At 64.5% G+C, this 15,004-nt stretch carries 15 protein-coding genes; 12 read left to right on the forward strand and 3 right to left on the reverse strand.

Annotated elements, in window-relative coordinates; all coding sequences use genetic code 11:
* Nucleotides 1-646: tyrosine-type recombinase/integrase (locus MRY80_RS07600; protein ID WP_293289664.1), on the reverse strand; the 646-nt coding region annotated here is incomplete at its 3' end.
* Nucleotides 647-1,120: 474 nt separating this feature from the next.
* On the opposite strand from MRY80_RS07600, the gene MRY80_RS07605 reads away from it, so the two are divergent.
* The gene (locus tag MRY80_RS07605) at nucleotides 1,121-2,047 is read left to right on the forward strand and encodes a LysR family transcriptional regulator (RefSeq protein ID WP_293289666.1); all 927 of its coding nucleotides are present in this window, start codon (nucleotides 1,121-1,123) and stop codon (nucleotides 2,045-2,047) included.
* Nucleotides 2,048-2,057: 10 nt separating this feature from the next.
* On the opposite strand, the gene MRY80_RS07610 is transcribed toward MRY80_RS07605, so the two are convergent.
* Nucleotides 2,058-3,695: an FAD-dependent monooxygenase gene (locus tag MRY80_RS07610; RefSeq protein WP_293289668.1), complete on the reverse strand. Its 1,638-nt coding sequence runs from the start codon at nucleotides 3,693-3,695 to the stop codon at nucleotides 2,058-2,060.
* A 244-nt stretch (nucleotides 3,696-3,939) separates the two neighbouring features.
* Here MRY80_RS07610 and MRY80_RS07615 point away from each other — a divergent pair, with 244 nt between their 5' ends.
* From MRY80_RS07615 to MRY80_RS07650, 8 genes are all read left to right on the forward strand, one after another.
* Nucleotides 3,940-4,548 carry a malonic semialdehyde reductase gene (locus MRY80_RS07615; RefSeq protein ID WP_293289670.1) on the forward strand — a complete coding sequence of 203 codons (609 nt, stop codon included), beginning with the start codon at nucleotides 3,940-3,942 and terminating at the stop codon, nucleotides 4,546-4,548.
* Nucleotides 4,549-4,610: 62 nt separating this feature from the next.
* Nucleotides 4,611-5,630, forward strand: coding sequence for a TRAP transporter substrate-binding protein (locus tag MRY80_RS07620; RefSeq protein ID WP_293289672.1), 1,020 nt, complete (start codon nucleotides 4,611-4,613; stop codon nucleotides 5,628-5,630).
* 75 nt (nucleotides 5,631-5,705) lie between these two features.
* On the forward strand, nucleotides 5,706-6,068 hold the full coding sequence (locus tag MRY80_RS07625) for a YciI family protein (RefSeq protein ID WP_293289674.1): 363 nt from the start codon (nucleotides 5,706-5,708) through the stop codon (nucleotides 6,066-6,068).
* A gap of 43 nt (nucleotides 6,069-6,111) precedes the next feature.
* Nucleotides 6,112-7,404: a TRAP transporter large permease gene (locus MRY80_RS07630; RefSeq protein WP_293289676.1), complete on the forward strand. Its 1,293-nt coding sequence runs from the start codon at nucleotides 6,112-6,114 to the stop codon at nucleotides 7,402-7,404.
* Between the two features lie 8 nt (nucleotides 7,405-7,412).
* Nucleotides 7,413-7,910 (forward strand): TRAP transporter small permease subunit, encoded by a 498-nt coding sequence (locus tag MRY80_RS07635; protein ID WP_293289678.1) that lies wholly within the window; start codon nucleotides 7,413-7,415, stop codon nucleotides 7,908-7,910.
* 116 nt (nucleotides 7,911-8,026) lie between these two features.
* A complete protein-coding gene (locus tag MRY80_RS07640; protein ID WP_293289680.1) occupies nucleotides 8,027-8,830 on the forward strand; it encodes a fumarylacetoacetate hydrolase family protein in 804 nt (267 codons plus the stop codon).
* A gap of 39 nt (nucleotides 8,831-8,869) precedes the next feature.
* A complete protein-coding gene (locus MRY80_RS07645) occupies nucleotides 8,870-9,835 on the forward strand; it encodes a VOC family protein (protein ID WP_293289682.1) in 966 nt (321 codons plus the stop codon).
* Between the two features lie 101 nt (nucleotides 9,836-9,936).
* Nucleotides 9,937-10,818 (forward strand): 3-keto-5-aminohexanoate cleavage protein, encoded by an 882-nt coding sequence (locus tag MRY80_RS07650; protein ID WP_293289684.1) that lies wholly within the window; start codon nucleotides 9,937-9,939, stop codon nucleotides 10,816-10,818.
* A 28-nt stretch (nucleotides 10,819-10,846) separates the two neighbouring features.
* Here MRY80_RS07650 and MRY80_RS07655 read toward each other — a convergent pair whose 3' ends face one another.
* Nucleotides 10,847-11,746 (reverse strand): LysR family transcriptional regulator, encoded by a 900-nt coding sequence (locus tag MRY80_RS07655; RefSeq protein ID WP_293289686.1) that lies wholly within the window; start codon nucleotides 11,744-11,746, stop codon nucleotides 10,847-10,849.
* A 101-nt stretch (nucleotides 11,747-11,847) separates the two neighbouring features.
* Between MRY80_RS07655 and MRY80_RS07660 the strand changes: the two genes are divergently transcribed.
* The 3 genes from MRY80_RS07660 (at nucleotide 11,848) to MRY80_RS07670 (ending at nucleotide 14,993) form a co-directional block, all read left to right on the forward strand.
* On the forward strand, nucleotides 11,848-12,897 hold the full coding sequence (locus tag MRY80_RS07660) for a YeiH family protein (RefSeq protein ID WP_293289687.1): 1,050 nt from the start codon (nucleotides 11,848-11,850) through the stop codon (nucleotides 12,895-12,897).
* A gap of 363 nt (nucleotides 12,898-13,260) precedes the next feature.
* Entirely contained in the window at nucleotides 13,261-13,836 is a 576-nt protein-coding gene (locus MRY80_RS07665; RefSeq protein ID WP_293289689.1) for a MaoC family dehydratase, read from the forward strand.
* A complete protein-coding gene (locus MRY80_RS07670; protein WP_293289691.1) occupies nucleotides 13,833-14,993 on the forward strand; it encodes a CaiB/BaiF CoA-transferase family protein in 1,161 nt (386 codons plus the stop codon). The genes MRY80_RS07665 and MRY80_RS07670 overlap by 4 nt, the downstream gene beginning before the upstream one ends.
* Nucleotides 14,994-15,004 lie beyond the last annotated feature (11 nt).

A 15,004-nucleotide genomic window follows, 5' to 3' on the forward strand; every position in this document is an offset into this window, starting at 1 on the left:
ACACGGCGCGGATCCGCTCGCTGACCGAGTGCCGATTGGTGTAGCGGAACACCGGCAGCGCCAAGTCGCGATCGAGGCGGTGCAGCCGATCGAGCAGTTCGTCGGGCAGGTGGCGGATCGCATTCGTTTCGGTCTTCGTCCTGGTCAGAACGGCGACACGGCCGCTCAAATCGACATCGGGCCATTGCAGCCGGACCGCTTCGGAGATCCGCGCACCGGTCTGCGCCATGAACAGCACGAGGGCCGCCAGGTGGCCGAGCTTGTCGCGGTCGCACTGGCGCAGGAACGTGAACATCCACGGCACGCTCGCCGGTTCCTTCGGCGCCGGCCGCTCCTCGCGAAACCGCCGCACGCGGATCGCATCGCGCCAGCCGCGATCGTAGGCGTGATAGAGCACCGCGCGAGCCGGGGTGATCGCGCACCGGTTGCGCGTCGCGCCGCCGGCGTTGGGATAGAGCGTTTCCGCCATCTGCCGGATGTCAAACGGATAGATCGCCCGCACGTCGGTGTCGCCGAAATACTCTTGCACCCGCACCAGGTAGCGGCTTTCGCCGCCATGGGTGAGGTAGCTTTCGGCCGCCTCGTTGAACGTGTGGCATGGGGGATTGTTGCCGCCAGCGGTGGCGACTAGTTTCGCTTCAGCCATCTCGACCTCCTTCATAGGTTGGGCTGGTATGGGCGCGTCGGTCGGTGGCAGCCGATCGGCGCGTTCTCGCTCACCGCGCACTCATGAGCGGCGGGCAAAAACTGCAAAGTTTCACGGGTTTTCACATGGGATTTTTTCATCAATCCTGATAAGTCATTGAAAAATATATTGTAAATTACAACTCTTAATCAGCGGGTCCACGGTTCGAGCCCGTGCTCACCCACCACAATCTTCCCTTAGTCGCGTGGAGTCCGGTTGTCAGACGACGGCCAGGGCAATCCACGCATGCGTCGCGATGCGGTTGCCGTCGGCCACCGGATCGGCAGCCGGCGCACGGCACTATCACTCGACAGTTGGACCGTGACGTTGGAGCCCGACGTCTGCCTGGCTCGCTGCCAACCCCACGTTGACAGGCGCGCGAGAAACTCCATAACTCTTTGATTATGAGTTCCGGATGGATGGAGGATTGATATTATGTCGGGACGGCGCAGCCGGTTCACCCTTCGTCAGATCGAGGTACTCGTGGCCGTCGCCGACCATGCGAGCATCACGCATGCCGCCGAATGGCTGCTGGTTTCCCAGCCCGCCGTCACACGCACGATCCAGGAGATCGAGAACGAGGTGGGGGCACCGCTGTTCGACCGCGCGCCGCGGGGCATGATCCCGACCGTCTTCGGCGAGAGCATGATCCGGCACGCGAAGGCGGTGCTGGCCGAATTGCGGCATGCCGGCGAGGAAATCGAATCGCTCAAGGGCAACGAGAAAGGCGTCGTCAGGGTCGGGACCGCGCCGTTGGGCGCGCCCGTGCTGCTGCCGACCGTCGCGTCGCGGCTGATCGTCAAACATCCAGGGCTTCGCGTGGAGATTTTCGAGGAAAACTTCACCGGCCTGATCAGCACCTTGCGCACCGGCGGGCTGGACCTCGTCGTCGGCCCGGCGCCGGAGGACGCGCTCGATCCCGTCCTTCAATATTCGACGCTGTTCACCGACGAGCTGGTCATCGTCGCCAGCAAGAACCATCCTTTGGCGGGGGAAAAGAACGTCCCGATTTCGAGGATCGCCAACGAGAACTGGGTGATGCCGCCGCACAACAACCGTCCGTGGCGCCGGCTGGAAAGCCGCTTTCTCCTGGAGGGGCTCTCCATGCCGCCGCATGCGATCCAGAGTTCCTCGATCGCCGTCGTGCGATCCGTTCTGATGCAGGGCAACTGGCTGACGGTCTATCCGCGCCTGATCGTTCACAACGACCTGCGCGACGGAACGCTCGCCGAAGTGGCGCTCGCCGGCGAGCCGATGGAATGGGACGTGGTCGTCTATTCACGCTCGACCGCGGCGCAGTCGCCCGCGGCGCGCGCCATGATCGCGGAACTCGAGGCTTTCAGCCCGGGCGTGGACCTCTAGCCTCTTTCGTTCAGGCGGGGACGGGTGCGAAACCGAGGGCGTGACCGAAGACCGATCGCCAGTCCTGGTCGCCACTGTCCGCGCGCCAGGCGACATGACCGTCGGGGCGAACCAGCGTGAACGCCCGGGTGAAGAGGCCGTCTGCCTTTTCGGGCGCAAGCCGCAGCACCTGGAACGGCAGCGACATGTCGGCTGCGATCCTTGTGGCGTCCGGCGCGTCCGCATCGCCGACGCAGACCAGTGTCAGCCCCGACCAGAACATGTCGATGGTGGACACGTTCGGCTCCACCCAAATGTGCGGCGCGCGGCCGCCCGGGGCGTCGGACGGCGTGTAGCCGTCGTTCCGAGCGGTGACCGCCTCGTCCTCCGCGCCCGTCACGAGCGGCGAAGCCGAATAGCGATATCCAAGCACCGTGCCTTCCTGCTCGTATTCCTTTTCGTAGCCGCCGGTCATGACGATGTCGTTGACGCGCTTGCGGAACGCGCGGCCTTCATCGCTGTCCTCGAAGATCGCCGGGCTGCCGGGCAGGGCGCGCAGCTTGCCGAAATTGTCGCCGGCTTCGGCAACGTTCTTCGCCGCGATCGGCCTCCGTTCGGCGTCGTAGCTGTCGAGCAGGTCCGGTCCTCCCCATCCCTGGATGGCGGCGGCCAGTTTCCAGGACAGGTCCACGGCGTCTCCAAGCCCGGTGTTCATCCCAAGGCCGCCGGTCGGAGACATCACATGCGCAGCGTCGCCCGCGATGAAGACGCGGCCCTTGCGGTAGCTGTCGGCGACGAGCTGGCGCCGCACCCAGGGCAGGACCGCGCGCAACTCGAAGTCGATCGGCCGGCCGACCGCCTTGGCGATCAGCGCCCGCGCTTCGGATTCCTCGATCGTGTCACGATCCTTCGGCAGCGCGATCGACAGCCGCCACATCACGCGACCGTCGACGCTGACCACCAGGCCCCAATATCCGTTCTCTCCGAGCAGCCAGTTGGCCCAGGCAAACCCCTTGTCATGCTCGGAGACCAGATCGGGCGTCGAGAAGATGAGATTGACGTTGCGGCTCAATTGGCCCGGTCCGTCCATGGCGATGCCGGTGGCGGCCCGGATGCTGCTCTCGGCCCCGTCGCAACCGACCAGATATTCGCAATCGACCGTGCTTTCGGCGCCGGTCTTCAGGTCGCGCAGCCGCGCGGTGACGAAATCGCCCTCGTCGGTGAAGCCGAGGCACTCCGTCTCGTGGAGCAGGGTGATCTCGGGCAGCGAGCGGGCCTTCTCGATCAACAGCGGATCGTAATCCATCTGCGAGATGCGCCGGCTGCCTTCCGGCGTGTAGGGCAGTTCGCCGCGCTCGTCATAGGACGGATAGCTGAACCGGGCGAGTTCGTAGCCGCACAGGGACGTGCAGAACAGGACATCCTGCGGCAGGTGGCCCGGGCAGCCGATCTCACGCGCCTTGTCGGCGATTCCCCATCGCCGCGAAAACTCCATCGACCGGGCGTTGACCATGTTCATCTTGGGAAGGCCGATGGTCGGCTTTCGCCTTTCGACCAGCAGGGTGCGGATGCCGCGCAAGGCGAGGTCGACGCCAAGGGCGAGGCCGACGGGACCGCCTCCCACGATCAGAACGGCCCTTTTGTCTTTCGATGCCTCGCGGTTGATCATGTCTTCTCCTCACCTGCGCAAATTCGCTCACGGGGCATCAAGGTTGGCGAAGGGCATGTGGTCAAATGCGGAATTGCAGGGATTCGATGCGTCAAGGGTTATGGCAGGTGGCGGGGCACGCATAACATGCCTCTGAGATTATGCATTTCCTCAATCTTTGCATCAGACAGCATGGATGATTGATGGTTTGCTTGCCTTCCCGTCGCAGCGTCATCGGCTGCGGGAGGTGCGAGGGAGGTTTTCGATGAAGGATGCTGCTGTGCGCGTTGAGGAAGACGGCGAGGACGCGGTCCACCGGATATTCAAATTTGCGCGTACGCATAATGCATGGCTGGACGAGCCCGTGGACGAGGAGCGCCTGGAGGAGGCGGTCGCGATGGCGTCGATGGGACCGACCAGCGCCAATTGCCAGCCGATGCGGATCGTCTTCGTGCGCAGCGCGGAGGGCAAGGAACGGCTGTTGAAGGCCGTTTCACCGGGCAATTTCGAGAAGGTGCGGACGGCGCCGGTGACGGCGATCCTCGGCTACGACCTGGAATTCTACGAGAACCTGCCGCGGCTGTTTCCGCACCGCGACGCGCGCTCGGGCTTCGTCGGCAAGGACGACCACATCCGGACGACTGCGTTCCGCAACGCCACCTTGCAGGCCGGCTACCTCATCCTGGCGCTGCGGGCGGTGGGGCTCGATTGCGGGCCGCTGTCGGGTTTTTCGAACGAGGCCGTCGATGCCGAGTTCTTTCCGGAGGGGCGGATACGGTCGAATTTTCTTTGCAACATCGGACATGGCGACTCGTCCGGCCTGTTCGGCCGGCTGCCGCGTCTGGCCTTCGGGGAGGTCAGCACTTACGCATGACAGCGCCTGAAGCCGCACGGCCCGCGCTGACGACATTCAATGATTTCAATGGGAGGAAACCGATGAAAGCCACCAGCAGACTGATTTGCGCCGCCGCGGGCATCGCCATGAGCGTCGCGGCGCCAGCGGCCGCGGACACGATGAAGATGAAGGTCGCCGCGCTCGGCACGGCTGACAATCCGATCAACAAATGCGCACCGGTGGCGATCGCCGAGGAAATCGCCGCCCGGTCCGACGGCCGCATCACGGCGGAAATGTATCTGGGCGGCACCGCCTTCGCCAATCCGACCAAGCTCTACGAGCAGGTCGAACGCGGCATCACCGATTACACCTGGGCGGTCCTGTCCTACACGCCGGGCCGTTTCGGACTGACCGAGGTCGCCGGACTTCCGCTTCTCGTCAGCGACCAGGTGGTCGCCGCCCGGGTTCTCAACGAGAATGCCGAGAAATATCTCGCCGACGAGTTCAAGGGCGTCCACGTCCTCGCGCTGGCCGTGATTTCTCCGAACCAGTTGCACCTACGCCAGCCGGTCGCGAGCATCGACGATCTCAAGGGGAAACGCATCCGCACCGCATCCGGCGTGATTGCAGACGCGGTCAACGCGATGGGCGCCGATGCCGTGTCGATGCCCGTGACGGAGCAGTACGAGTCTCTGCAGCGTGGCGTCATCGACGGTTCCCTCGCGCCGATGGCGACGGTCGCCGCGTTTCGTCTGACCGAAGTCACCAAGGCGCATGTGACGGTGAATCTGGGCACGACGCTCGGTGTGCTCGCGCTCAGCAAGAAGTTCTACGATCGCTTGCCGGACGATCTGAAGACGATGATCGACACCGAGTTCAGCGGACCGGAGATCGGCGCCCGCATCTCCGACTGCTGGAACAAGGTCGGCGGTCGCGCCCGCACCCTGATCGAGGAAGCAGGAAACGAGGTCATCGATCTTGACGCCGGCGAACAGGCGAAAATGGAAGCCCTCGTGAAACCGGTCATCGAGGAGGCGCTTGCGGATCTCGAGGCGTCGGGCAAGCCCGCGCGCGAATTCTACGAGACGCTGAAGACCGAAATCTCCGCCGCCTCCAACTGAGTGTGACCGGGGCGTCGTCAAGGCGCCTCGGAACAAACCGAAAGACCTGAACCGATGACAGAAGACCTGGCAAGCTTGCGCGGCAAGCTGTTGCGCAAGCAGTACTACGCCATTTTCATGGAACCGCCGGCGCCTCTCGACGATCCGATCGCGAGTTTCGGCGACGTCCTGCGGGAGCACCTCGTGTTTCTGAACGACCTGGAGAAGCGCGGCATCCTGTTCGCCAGCGGGCCGTTCCGCGACGAGGCAACCGCATGGGGCGGCGACGGGATGGCGCTGATCCGGGCGGCCTCGCTGGAGGAGGCGGAAGCCATCGCCGCGGCGGAGCCGTTCCAGAAGGCCGGAATCCGGCGCAATCGCGTCCGGCCCTGGCAGTTGAACGAAGGTGGGTTTTCCATCAGTGTCCGTCTGATGGACAAAGAGTTCGAACTGGCATGAACCGGTCAGTGGCGTTTGAGGCCGGGTCGAAGTGATGTCGTCCATGGCAATCAGCATTCTCATCGTGATCGGCATGCTCGGCCTGATCGCGATCCGCTTCCCGATCGGGCTCGCGCTCGGCGTGTCCGGTTTCGTGGGCGTCTGGATCCTGCTCGGTCTGGATACGGCGGTCTACGCCCTGCAGACCGGGCCGGTCGAGGCATTGTCGAGCGCGACGCTCTCGGTGTTGCCGCTCTTCATCCTGATGGGACTTGTCTCGGTGCGCATCGGCTTTTCGACAAGCCTGTTCAGCGCCGCCAACGCGTTCGTCGGGCACAGGCGGGGCGGGCTTGCCATCGCGAGCGTGATGTCGTGTGCCGGCTTCGGCGCTGTGTGCGGCTCGTCGCTCGCCACGGTGGCGACGATGGCCAAGGTCGCCGTGCCGGAGATGCTGCGCTTCAACTATTCGCCGAAGCTTGCGGCGGGCTCGATCGCCGCCGGCGGCACGCTCGGCATCCTGATCCCGCCGTCGCTGCCGATGATCGTCTATGCGGTGCTGACCGAGAACTCGATCGGCCAGCTGTTCGCCGCCGGCTTCCTGCCGGGCATCATCGCGACGGGCCTCTACATGGCGGCGGTCTCCATCTGGATGCGGTTCTCGCCCGAGATGGGGCCGGTCGGCGCGCGCACAAGCTGGAGCGACCGGTTCCGCGCGCTGTCGCGCATCTGGGGCGTGCTCGCCATCTTCACGGTGGTCATGGGCGGCATTCTGCTCGGCCTCTTCTCACCCACCGAAGGTGCCGCCGTCGGGTCCGCCGCGGCGATCGCCCTCGGCGCGCTGCAGCGCCGGCTGACGGTTGAGGGCCTTATCGACTGCGTGCTCGACACGATCCGCGTCTGCGGAATGATCCTGTTCGTCGTCGCCGGGGCGTCGATCTTCGACTACTTCATGCAGGCCTCGCAGATGGGGCCGAAGCTCGCCGACTTCTTCATGGGGCTCGACATCTCCCCGTTCTGGGTCATGGCGATCATCATCGCGGTCCTGATTCTGTTCGGGATGTTCCTCGACACGATGGCCATCCTGTTCATCCTGACCCCGGTCATCTACCCGATCGTCATCGGTCTCGGATACGACCCGATCTGGTTCGGCATCATCATGATCATGCTCGTCGAGATCGGGCTGATCACGCCGCCGATCGGGATCAACATCTTCGTGGTGGCCAAGGTGGTGCCCGAAGTGTCCACTTGGGGCGCGTTCCAGGGCGTCACGCCCTTCATCATCGCCGATATCGTCCGGATCGCGCTGTTCCTGATCTTCCCGGGGCTCGTCCTGTTCCTGCCCGGCCTTCTCCAATAGGTGAACCGATGACAGCGACCATCATGTCCCGCCTTCCGCGAAGCCTACAGATCGTCATCCGCGTGATGGCGCTGATCGCGGGCGGCTTCCTGCTGCTGCTGACGGCGCTGACCGTGATCGACATCACGGCGCGCTCGATCGGCCTTTTCTCCATCTACGGCATCATCGAGGTGAGCCAGGGCACGCTGCTGCTGATCGCCTGTTTCGGCCAGCCCTGGGTCTTCGCGACGCAAGGCCACATCGTCGTCGATCTTCTCACCTCCTGGCTGCCGGCACGGGCCGCCCGAACGCTCGATGCAGTGGGCTATTTCCTGGCCGGTCTCGCGCTGCTCGTTCTCGGCTGGTACGTGGCGGTCGGCGGATGGGAGATGCATGCGGTGGGCGAGCGGTCGCAGACGCTCGGCCTTTCGCCGCTCCTGTTCCGCATTCCGGCGGCCCTCGGCCTGTTCGTGTCCGCGATCAGCGCCATCTTCGTCGCGGCCAGGATGCGTCGCGTTCCGGCATAACATTCATGTTATGCCTATCTCGCTTCTTTGTATTCTTCTTTATCTCAACCCCCTTGTAAGGTCCGCGCATGCGCACCGGCGACTGACCGGAGCCGGGTCGATGAGGGGAGAGGCAATTGGCGATTTCGAGGATTGAGTGTGCTGGAGAGGCCGTCTGGGTTCGTTTCGACGAGGGCGGCGATCCGAAGACGGATGCGCGGACCAGGTCCGGGTCGCTCGCGGGCCTGCTCGCCGACCCGCAGCCCGCGGAGATGCGCGGGGACCGGTTGCTCGCGCCGCTCGAAGCGTCCGCCCGCATCGTGTGCATCGGCCTGAACTATCGCGCGCACGCCGAAGAGTCCAGCATCGCCGTGCCGTCGCATCCCGTCGTCTTCTTCCGCACCCGCGAAAGCGTGGTCGGGCCGGAAGAGCCGATGGTGCTGCCGGCGGAATCGGAGCGGTTCGACTGGGAAGGCGAGCTGGGCGTCGTGATCGGCAAGCCCGGGCGGCGCATCGCCGCCGACAAGGCGATGGATCACGTGCTCGGCTATTGCTGCGTCAATGACGGCAGCCTGCGCGACTGGCAAAAGCACACGAGCCAGTTCTCTCCGGGCAAGAATTTCGACAGGTCCGGTTCGATCGGCCCCTGGATCGTCGAGGCGGACGAGGCGGGTGACGTGGCCGCGATGCGGCTGAAGACCGTGCTCAACGGCGAGACTGTCCAGGACAGCGGCGTCGACGACCTGATATTCACGGTCCCCGAGATCATCGCCTATGTCTCCGGCTTCATGGAATTGAAGACCGGCGACGTGATCGCCACCGGCACGCCGTCCGGCGTTGGCGGCGCCCGCAAGCCGCCGCGCTTCATGGGCGAGGGGGACGTGATTTCCGTCGAGATTTCCAGCGTCGGAGCATTGAGCAATCGCATCGTCAGGGGGTGAGGCTCGGACAATACGGCTGGCTGACTGGGAGGAAACGCCATGGGCATCGCCGCACTCGGATATGTGGGGGTCGGAACGGACCGGCTGGAGGACTGGAACCGGTTCTCCACGGGCATTCTCGGCATGCAGCAGGTCGATCGGGCGCGCGGCGTCTCTGCGTTTCGCATGGATGACCGCAAGCAGAGGCTGATCGTCGATTCACGGTCCGACGCCGCGTCGTTCGTCGGCTGGGAAGTGGTGCGCAAGGACGATCTCGACCTGCTCGCCATGCGGCTGGAGGCAAACGGCTTCGAGGTCTCGCGTGGATCGCGGGCGCTCGCCGACGAGCGCTTCGTCACCGACCTGATCACGTTCAGGGATCCGGCCGGCAATGCCGTCGAGGTGTTCTGGAAGCCGCAGATCGACACTGATCCCTTCGTGCCGGGCCGCCCGATCACCGGCTTCAAGACCGGGCCGCTGGGGATGGGGCACGCGGTCTTCCACGTCGTGGACATCGCGCCGATGATCGCCTTCTACCGCGACCTTCTCGGATTTGCGGTGACCGATTACGCGCACCATCCCAACAAGCTCTATTTCTTCCACGTGAACGGGCGGCACCACAGCTTCGCGATGGTGGAGACCGGCCGCACCGGCTTCCACCATCTGATGATGGAGCTCTTCAGCCTCGACGATGTCGGCCAGGGGTACGACCTGGCGCAGGAGGCCGAGACCGTCGCCTACACGCTCGGCCGTCACTCCAACGACTGGATGACGTCGTTCTATTCGCGCACCCCGTCCGGCTTCTTCGTCGAATATGGCTGGGGGGCGCGCGTGATCGACCCGGACGCCTGGGAGGCGCACGAGACGTTCGACGGCCCCAGCTATTGGGGGCACGAACGCCTTTATCTGCCCGACGAGGTGCGGCGCGAAATGCGCTCGATGGCGATGGACGCCGCCAGCCGCGGATTGCGAAGCGGCGAGCCGATCAACTGCCCGTGGCTGGACAGCGTGATCGCGCGGGAATGACGCCCGCAAGACGATGTCTCCGCAACAGTTCCGTTTGATGCGTTCGGCCTCGTGGTCCGGCGGCCATACGGCGCGAATGATGAATGCCTTGGGAGGATAGAATGAATTCCGTATTCCTGACCTGCGCGATAACGGGCAATTTCACGACCCGCGCGCAGAACCCTAACCTCCCGATCACGCCGGAGGAGATCGCGACGGCCTGCCTCGACGCGGCGAGGGCCGGCGCGACCATCGTCCACATCCATGTCCGCGATCCGGAGACGGAGGCGCCGTCGATGGACGTCGATCTCTATCGCCAGGTCGTCGAGCGCATCCGCAACGAGAACAGGACCCTGATCATCAACCTCACCTGCGGTCCCGGCGGGCGCTATCATCCGTCCGAGGCGGATCCCGCCGTCGCCGGGCCGCGTACCAATCTCGTTCGTCCCGAGCGGCGGGTGGAACATGTGGTCGCGCTGCGCCCGGACATCGCCACGCTCGACCTGAACACCATGGTGTTCGGCAACGAGGTCGTCATCAACACGCTCGACTCGATCCGCGTCATGGCCGCGGCCATGTATGACGCGGGTGTGCGGCCGGAACTGGAACTGTTCGATTCCGGAGATATCGCGATCTTCAACCAACTCGTGCGCGAGGGCACGATCCAGCCGGATCCGCTGTGCTCGATCGTGATGGGCGTGAATTACGGCTTCGTTCCGTCGCCGGAGACATTGCTCTATGCGCGCGACCAATTGCCCGCCGGTTCCGCCTGGACGGGGTTCGCCACCAGCCGCTGGGCGTTTCCGATGGTGGCGCAGGCGGTCGTCGCCGGGGGCCATGCGCGCATCGGCATGGAGGATGCTGTCTATCTGAGCCGGGGCCAACTGGCACCCGACAATGCGGCGATGGTCGCGAAGGCCCGTCGGATCATCGAGGACGTCGGGTTCAAGGTGGCGAGCTGCGAGGAGGCGCGCGAGAGGCTGGGGCTGCGATCGAGCAACTGATCGCCTCGCATGGCGCGCGAGCCTGGCGCTAGCCGCGCTCATGCATCGCCTTCTCGTCGATGATGTCGAGAAGGGTGGACGCTGCCCGCGACAGGTGACGCATCGGGTGAACGAGCGCGGCGAATTCGCGGGTCGGGATGGCGGTCGCAACCTGCCGGATCCGGCCGCTTGACGTCGCCCAGTCGGCGGCTCGGCGCGAGAGAATCGTCGCATAGGGACCGGCCGCGACAGCCGCGAGGATCGCTTCATTGGATGGCAATTCGAATGCGATTTCGAGGTCGTCGAGCGACATCGCGTTCTGCGCGAGGTGATTGGCGAATTCGGACCGGGTGCCGGAACCCGGCTCGCGCAGGATCCATCTGAGTTCCGGATAGTCCGACGGCGCGACATACGCCCTGCCTGCGCAGGGGTGCGTCGTCGAGACCAGCAACGCCAACTGGTCGTCGGCGACGGCGCGACGGCGCAGGTTCTTCTGGTCGACCACGCCTTCGACAAAACCGATGTCCGCGCTTCCCTCCTCGACCGACTTCGCGACCTGTCCGGTGTTTCCGACCGACAGCTGGATTTCAACGCGTGGATGGAGCTCCTTCAGTCTCGCCAGGTAGGGCGGAAGCCAATAGCTGGCCACCGTCTGGCTGGCGTGGACGCGAAGCCGTCCGAGCGCGTCCTGGCCGAGATCCTGCAGGGTGATCTCGACCGCTTCCGCGCGGCTCAGGAGCGATTTTGCCTCGGGCAGAAAGTTCCGCCCTGCTTCCGTCAGTTCGATGCCCCGGCCGACCCGGTTGAACAGGCGGATTTGGTGCTGGTCTTCGAGAGCGGCGATCGAAGCGCTCACCGCAGACTGGGTGCGATTCAGGATTTTTGCCGCCCTGGTTATGTGCTGCTGCTCGGCAACCACGGCGAAGATGCGAAGCTGATCCAACGTCATTCCAAATCATAAACAAAATCGATTGGTTGCGACAAGAAAATTTGTTGGACCGAACGAATGGCGGCCTGCGATACGCGTCTCAACAGGGAGACAAGAGCGCCGTGACAGATCGCACCTATTCGAGAGGCATGATAGAGCACGGTCGGCGTCGGTTCTTCCGAGCGCCGGAGTTTCTCGCCGTCGTGCCCGGACTGTTGCTTACGATCGCCATAGCGCTCGCGGCGACGCTGCTCCAACGTCTGGCCGGGGTGATGTCGCTCAGTCCGCTGATTATCGCCATGGGCATCGGAATGCTGATCGGCAACGTCCTCCCGTCGGCGAGGCACCTGCGCCCGGGGATCGTCTTCTCCCAGAAGCGCCTGCTCAGGTTCGCGATCATCCTTCTTGGTTCCCAGTTGACGATCGTGCAGGTGGCGTCGCTCGGATGGGGCGGCCTGGCCGCGATCGTGGCGACGCTGGCAACGACCTTCGCCTTTATCGTCTGGGCCGGGCGTGTGATCGGCGTGAACTCGAAGCTGGCCGAGCTGATCGCCGCCGGCACGTCGGTTTGCGGGGCCTCGGCGGTTCTCGCCACGAACACCGTCACGAACGGGAGCGACGAGGATGTCGCCTATGCGATCGCATGCGTGACGGTGTTCGGATCCCTGTCCATGATCCTTTTTCCGATCCTCGCCGGTGCCGGCGATATGGGTCCCGAGATGTACGGCATCTGGGCGGGCAGTTCCATTCATGAGGTCGCGCAGGCGGTCGGCGCTGCTTTTCAGGGCGGGGAGATCGCCGGGGAGCTCGGGACGGTGGCGAAGTTGAGCCGCGTCATGCTGCTCGCTCCGTTGATCTTCGTCGTGGGCATCATGGCCGCCCGTTCCAGCCAGGCCCTGGATCGCGGCAGGGTGCCGGTGCCGTGGTTCGTTTTCGGCTTCCTTGCCATGATCCTTGCCAATTCGCTTCTGTTCCTGCCCGGCGAGGTGCTTGCAGTGATGAAGTCGGGATCGAGCTTCATGCTGACGATTGCCTTGGCTGCGATGGGGTTGGAGACGGATTTCAGGCGGCTGTACACGAAGGGGTGGAGGCCGTTGCTGCTCGGCGCTCTCGGCTGGGGCTACATCTCCGTGTTTTCCATTTCCGCCATTGTTCTGATGGTTCGGTTCTAGGGGATTGCGGTTGCCGCTTTCCCGACTTCTGGCGATGGTGCCTGAGGTTCGACGCCTGCGTCGTCCGGCGTCTTTGTCAGATCGACGGTGACGGTCCCGGTCGGTGTTCTCAAGCGCCCTGTCAGTCCGAGCTGAGGCGCACCTTCACCGGACAGAGAAACGCCAGACGACGAACCGGTGCCAGCGTCATGGCGATCGGCTCCGCTGCCTCCTGACCGCTCTACTGCTCCCTGTTCAGTGCCGTGACGTCATTGCGTGCAGACTCCAGCTCATTTCTGCCGACCTATCGCGCGCGGCTATTCGACCCTTGCGCGCATAATCCATATGTGAATATATTATTTACATAAGAATTCGGGAGGAATTATGGGATCGTCATTTGCGCCCACCGTGGGGGTCGCCAGCACGCTTCCGCGCGACATGCCGGCCGAGCACGCGGAGATACCGGTCTGGAATTCGGAGAACTGGTTCTACGAGGACTGGCAGCCGGGCCACCGGATCCGCTCCCTGCGGCGCACGATCGCCGAGGGCGAGAGCCATCTTTTCAACGCGCTCGTCATCGACATCCATCCTTACGTGCAGGACCAGATGTTTGCAGAAACGGAGGGCGTTTTCGGGCGGCGGCTGGTCGCCGGGGCTTTCGTGTTTTCGGCCGGGCTGGGGCTGGTCGCCACCAACTGCGTCAACGCCTTTTCCTACGGCTACGACAGTCTGCGCTTCATCAAGCCGGTCTTCATCGGCGACACGATCTACACGATCCGCACCAACCTCGACAAAAGGTCGAAATATGAGGGGATGGGGCTGATCCGGGCTTCCTACGAGGTGTTCAAGGGCGAGGGCGAACTCGTTCTCTACTGCGAGCACCTGCAAACGGTGAAATACCGCAATCCCGACGATTTCGCGGGCCAGGCAGAACGCAAGAGCGAACAGACACAATCATGACATCCGATACCGATTTGCCGCTGGACGGGCTCGTTGTGCTCGACATGAGCCAGTTCCTGTCCGGGCCCTATGCGACGCTGCGGCTGCAGGATCTCGGCGCCCGCGTCATCAAGATCGAGCGCCCCGGCGCCGGCGACCTGTCGCGCACGCTCTATCTCAGCGACACGGAGATCGGCGGGGACTCGACGATCTTCCACGCGATCAACCGCGGCAAGGAGAGCCTCGCGGTCGACCTGAAGGACCCGGACGACGTCGCCCGCCTCAAGAGCCTGATCGCCAAGGCGGACGTGTTGGTCCAGAATTTCCGGCCGGGCGTCATCGAGCGCATCGGCCTCGATTACGAGACCGTGCGGGCGATCAATCCGCGCCTCGTCTACGGCTCGATCAGCGGTTATGGCGAGGAGGGGCCCTGGGTCAAACGGCCGGGCCAGGATCTCCTCGCGCAGGCGCGGTCGGGCGTCATGTGGCTGAGCGGCGACGACGGAGACGGACCGGTGCCGATGGGGCTTGCGGTTGGTGACATGTTCGCCGGCGCGGCGCTGGCGCAAGGACTGCTCGCCGGGCTGGTGAAACGCGGCCTGAAGGGCGAGGGCAGCCATGTCCAGACGAGCCTTCTGGAAGCGCTGGTCGATTTCCAGTTCGAGGTGCTGACGACCTATCTCAATGACGGGCGGCGGATGCCGAAGCGTTCGGGCTTCCGCAGCGCGCACGCCTATCTGGCGGCGCCGTACGGGGTGTACGAGGCGAAGGACGGGTTCATCGCCATAGCGATGACGCCGATCCCGCGGCTGCGCGACCTCATGGCGCTGGACGCGCTGGCGCCCTATTGCGACGATGCGGCAAGCTGGTTCACCGAGCGCGACGCGATCAAGAAGCTGATCGCAGGCGCGATCGCCGAGCGGAGCGTGGACGAGTGGATGTCCGTGTTCGAGCCGGCAGACATCTGGTGTTCCCCGGTGCTCGACTGGGACGACCTGATGAAGAGCGAGGGCTTCGACATTCTCGACCTGCTGCAGACCGTCGAGCGGGAGGACAATGTCTCGATCCGCACGACGCGCTCGCCGATCCGGGTCAATGGCGAGAGGCCGAAGGTCGGGCGCGCGGCGCCGCGCGTCGGCGAACACACGGCGGCGATCTTCAAGGAGTTCGGGCTTTGAGCGGCGTGCGC

The sequence above is a fragment of the Oricola sp. genome (genome assembly GCF_022763245.1).
Taxonomy (GTDB): domain Bacteria; phylum Pseudomonadota; class Alphaproteobacteria; order Rhizobiales; family Rhizobiaceae; genus Oricola.

Bases quoted from the DNA above. Each gene is read 5' to 3' on its own strand.
- MRY80_RS07610 (WP_293289668.1), bottom strand. From the start codon at position 3,695: ATGATCAACCGCGAGGCATCGAAAGACAAAAGGGCCGTTCTGATCGTG.
- MRY80_RS07665 (WP_293289689.1), top strand. From the start codon at position 13,261: ATGGGATCGTCATTTGCGCCCACCGTGGGGGTCGCCAGCACGCTTCCG.
- MRY80_RS07635 (WP_293289678.1), top strand. From the start codon at position 7,413: ATGACAGCGACCATCATGTCCCGCCTTCCGCGAAGCCTACAGATCGTC.
- MRY80_RS07605 (WP_293289666.1), top strand. From the start codon at position 1,121: ATGTCGGGACGGCGCAGCCGGTTCACCCTTCGTCAGATCGAGGTACTC.
- MRY80_RS07650 (WP_293289684.1), top strand. From the start codon at position 9,937: ATGAATTCCGTATTCCTGACCTGCGCGATAACGGGCAATTTCACGACC.
- MRY80_RS07670 (WP_293289691.1), top strand. From the start codon at position 13,833: ATGACATCCGATACCGATTTGCCGCTGGACGGGCTCGTTGTGCTCGAC.
- MRY80_RS07630 (WP_293289676.1), top strand. From the start codon at position 6,112: ATGGCAATCAGCATTCTCATCGTGATCGGCATGCTCGGCCTGATCGCG.
- MRY80_RS07615 (WP_293289670.1), top strand. From the start codon at position 3,940: ATGAAGGATGCTGCTGTGCGCGTTGAGGAAGACGGCGAGGACGCGGTC.
- MRY80_RS07655 (WP_293289686.1), bottom strand. From the start codon at position 11,746: ATGACGTTGGATCAGCTTCGCATCTTCGCCGTGGTTGCCGAGCAGCAG.
- MRY80_RS07620 (WP_293289672.1), top strand. From the start codon at position 4,611: ATGAAAGCCACCAGCAGACTGATTTGCGCCGCCGCGGGCATCGCCATG.
- MRY80_RS07645 (WP_293289682.1), top strand. From the start codon at position 8,870: ATGGGCATCGCCGCACTCGGATATGTGGGGGTCGGAACGGACCGGCTG.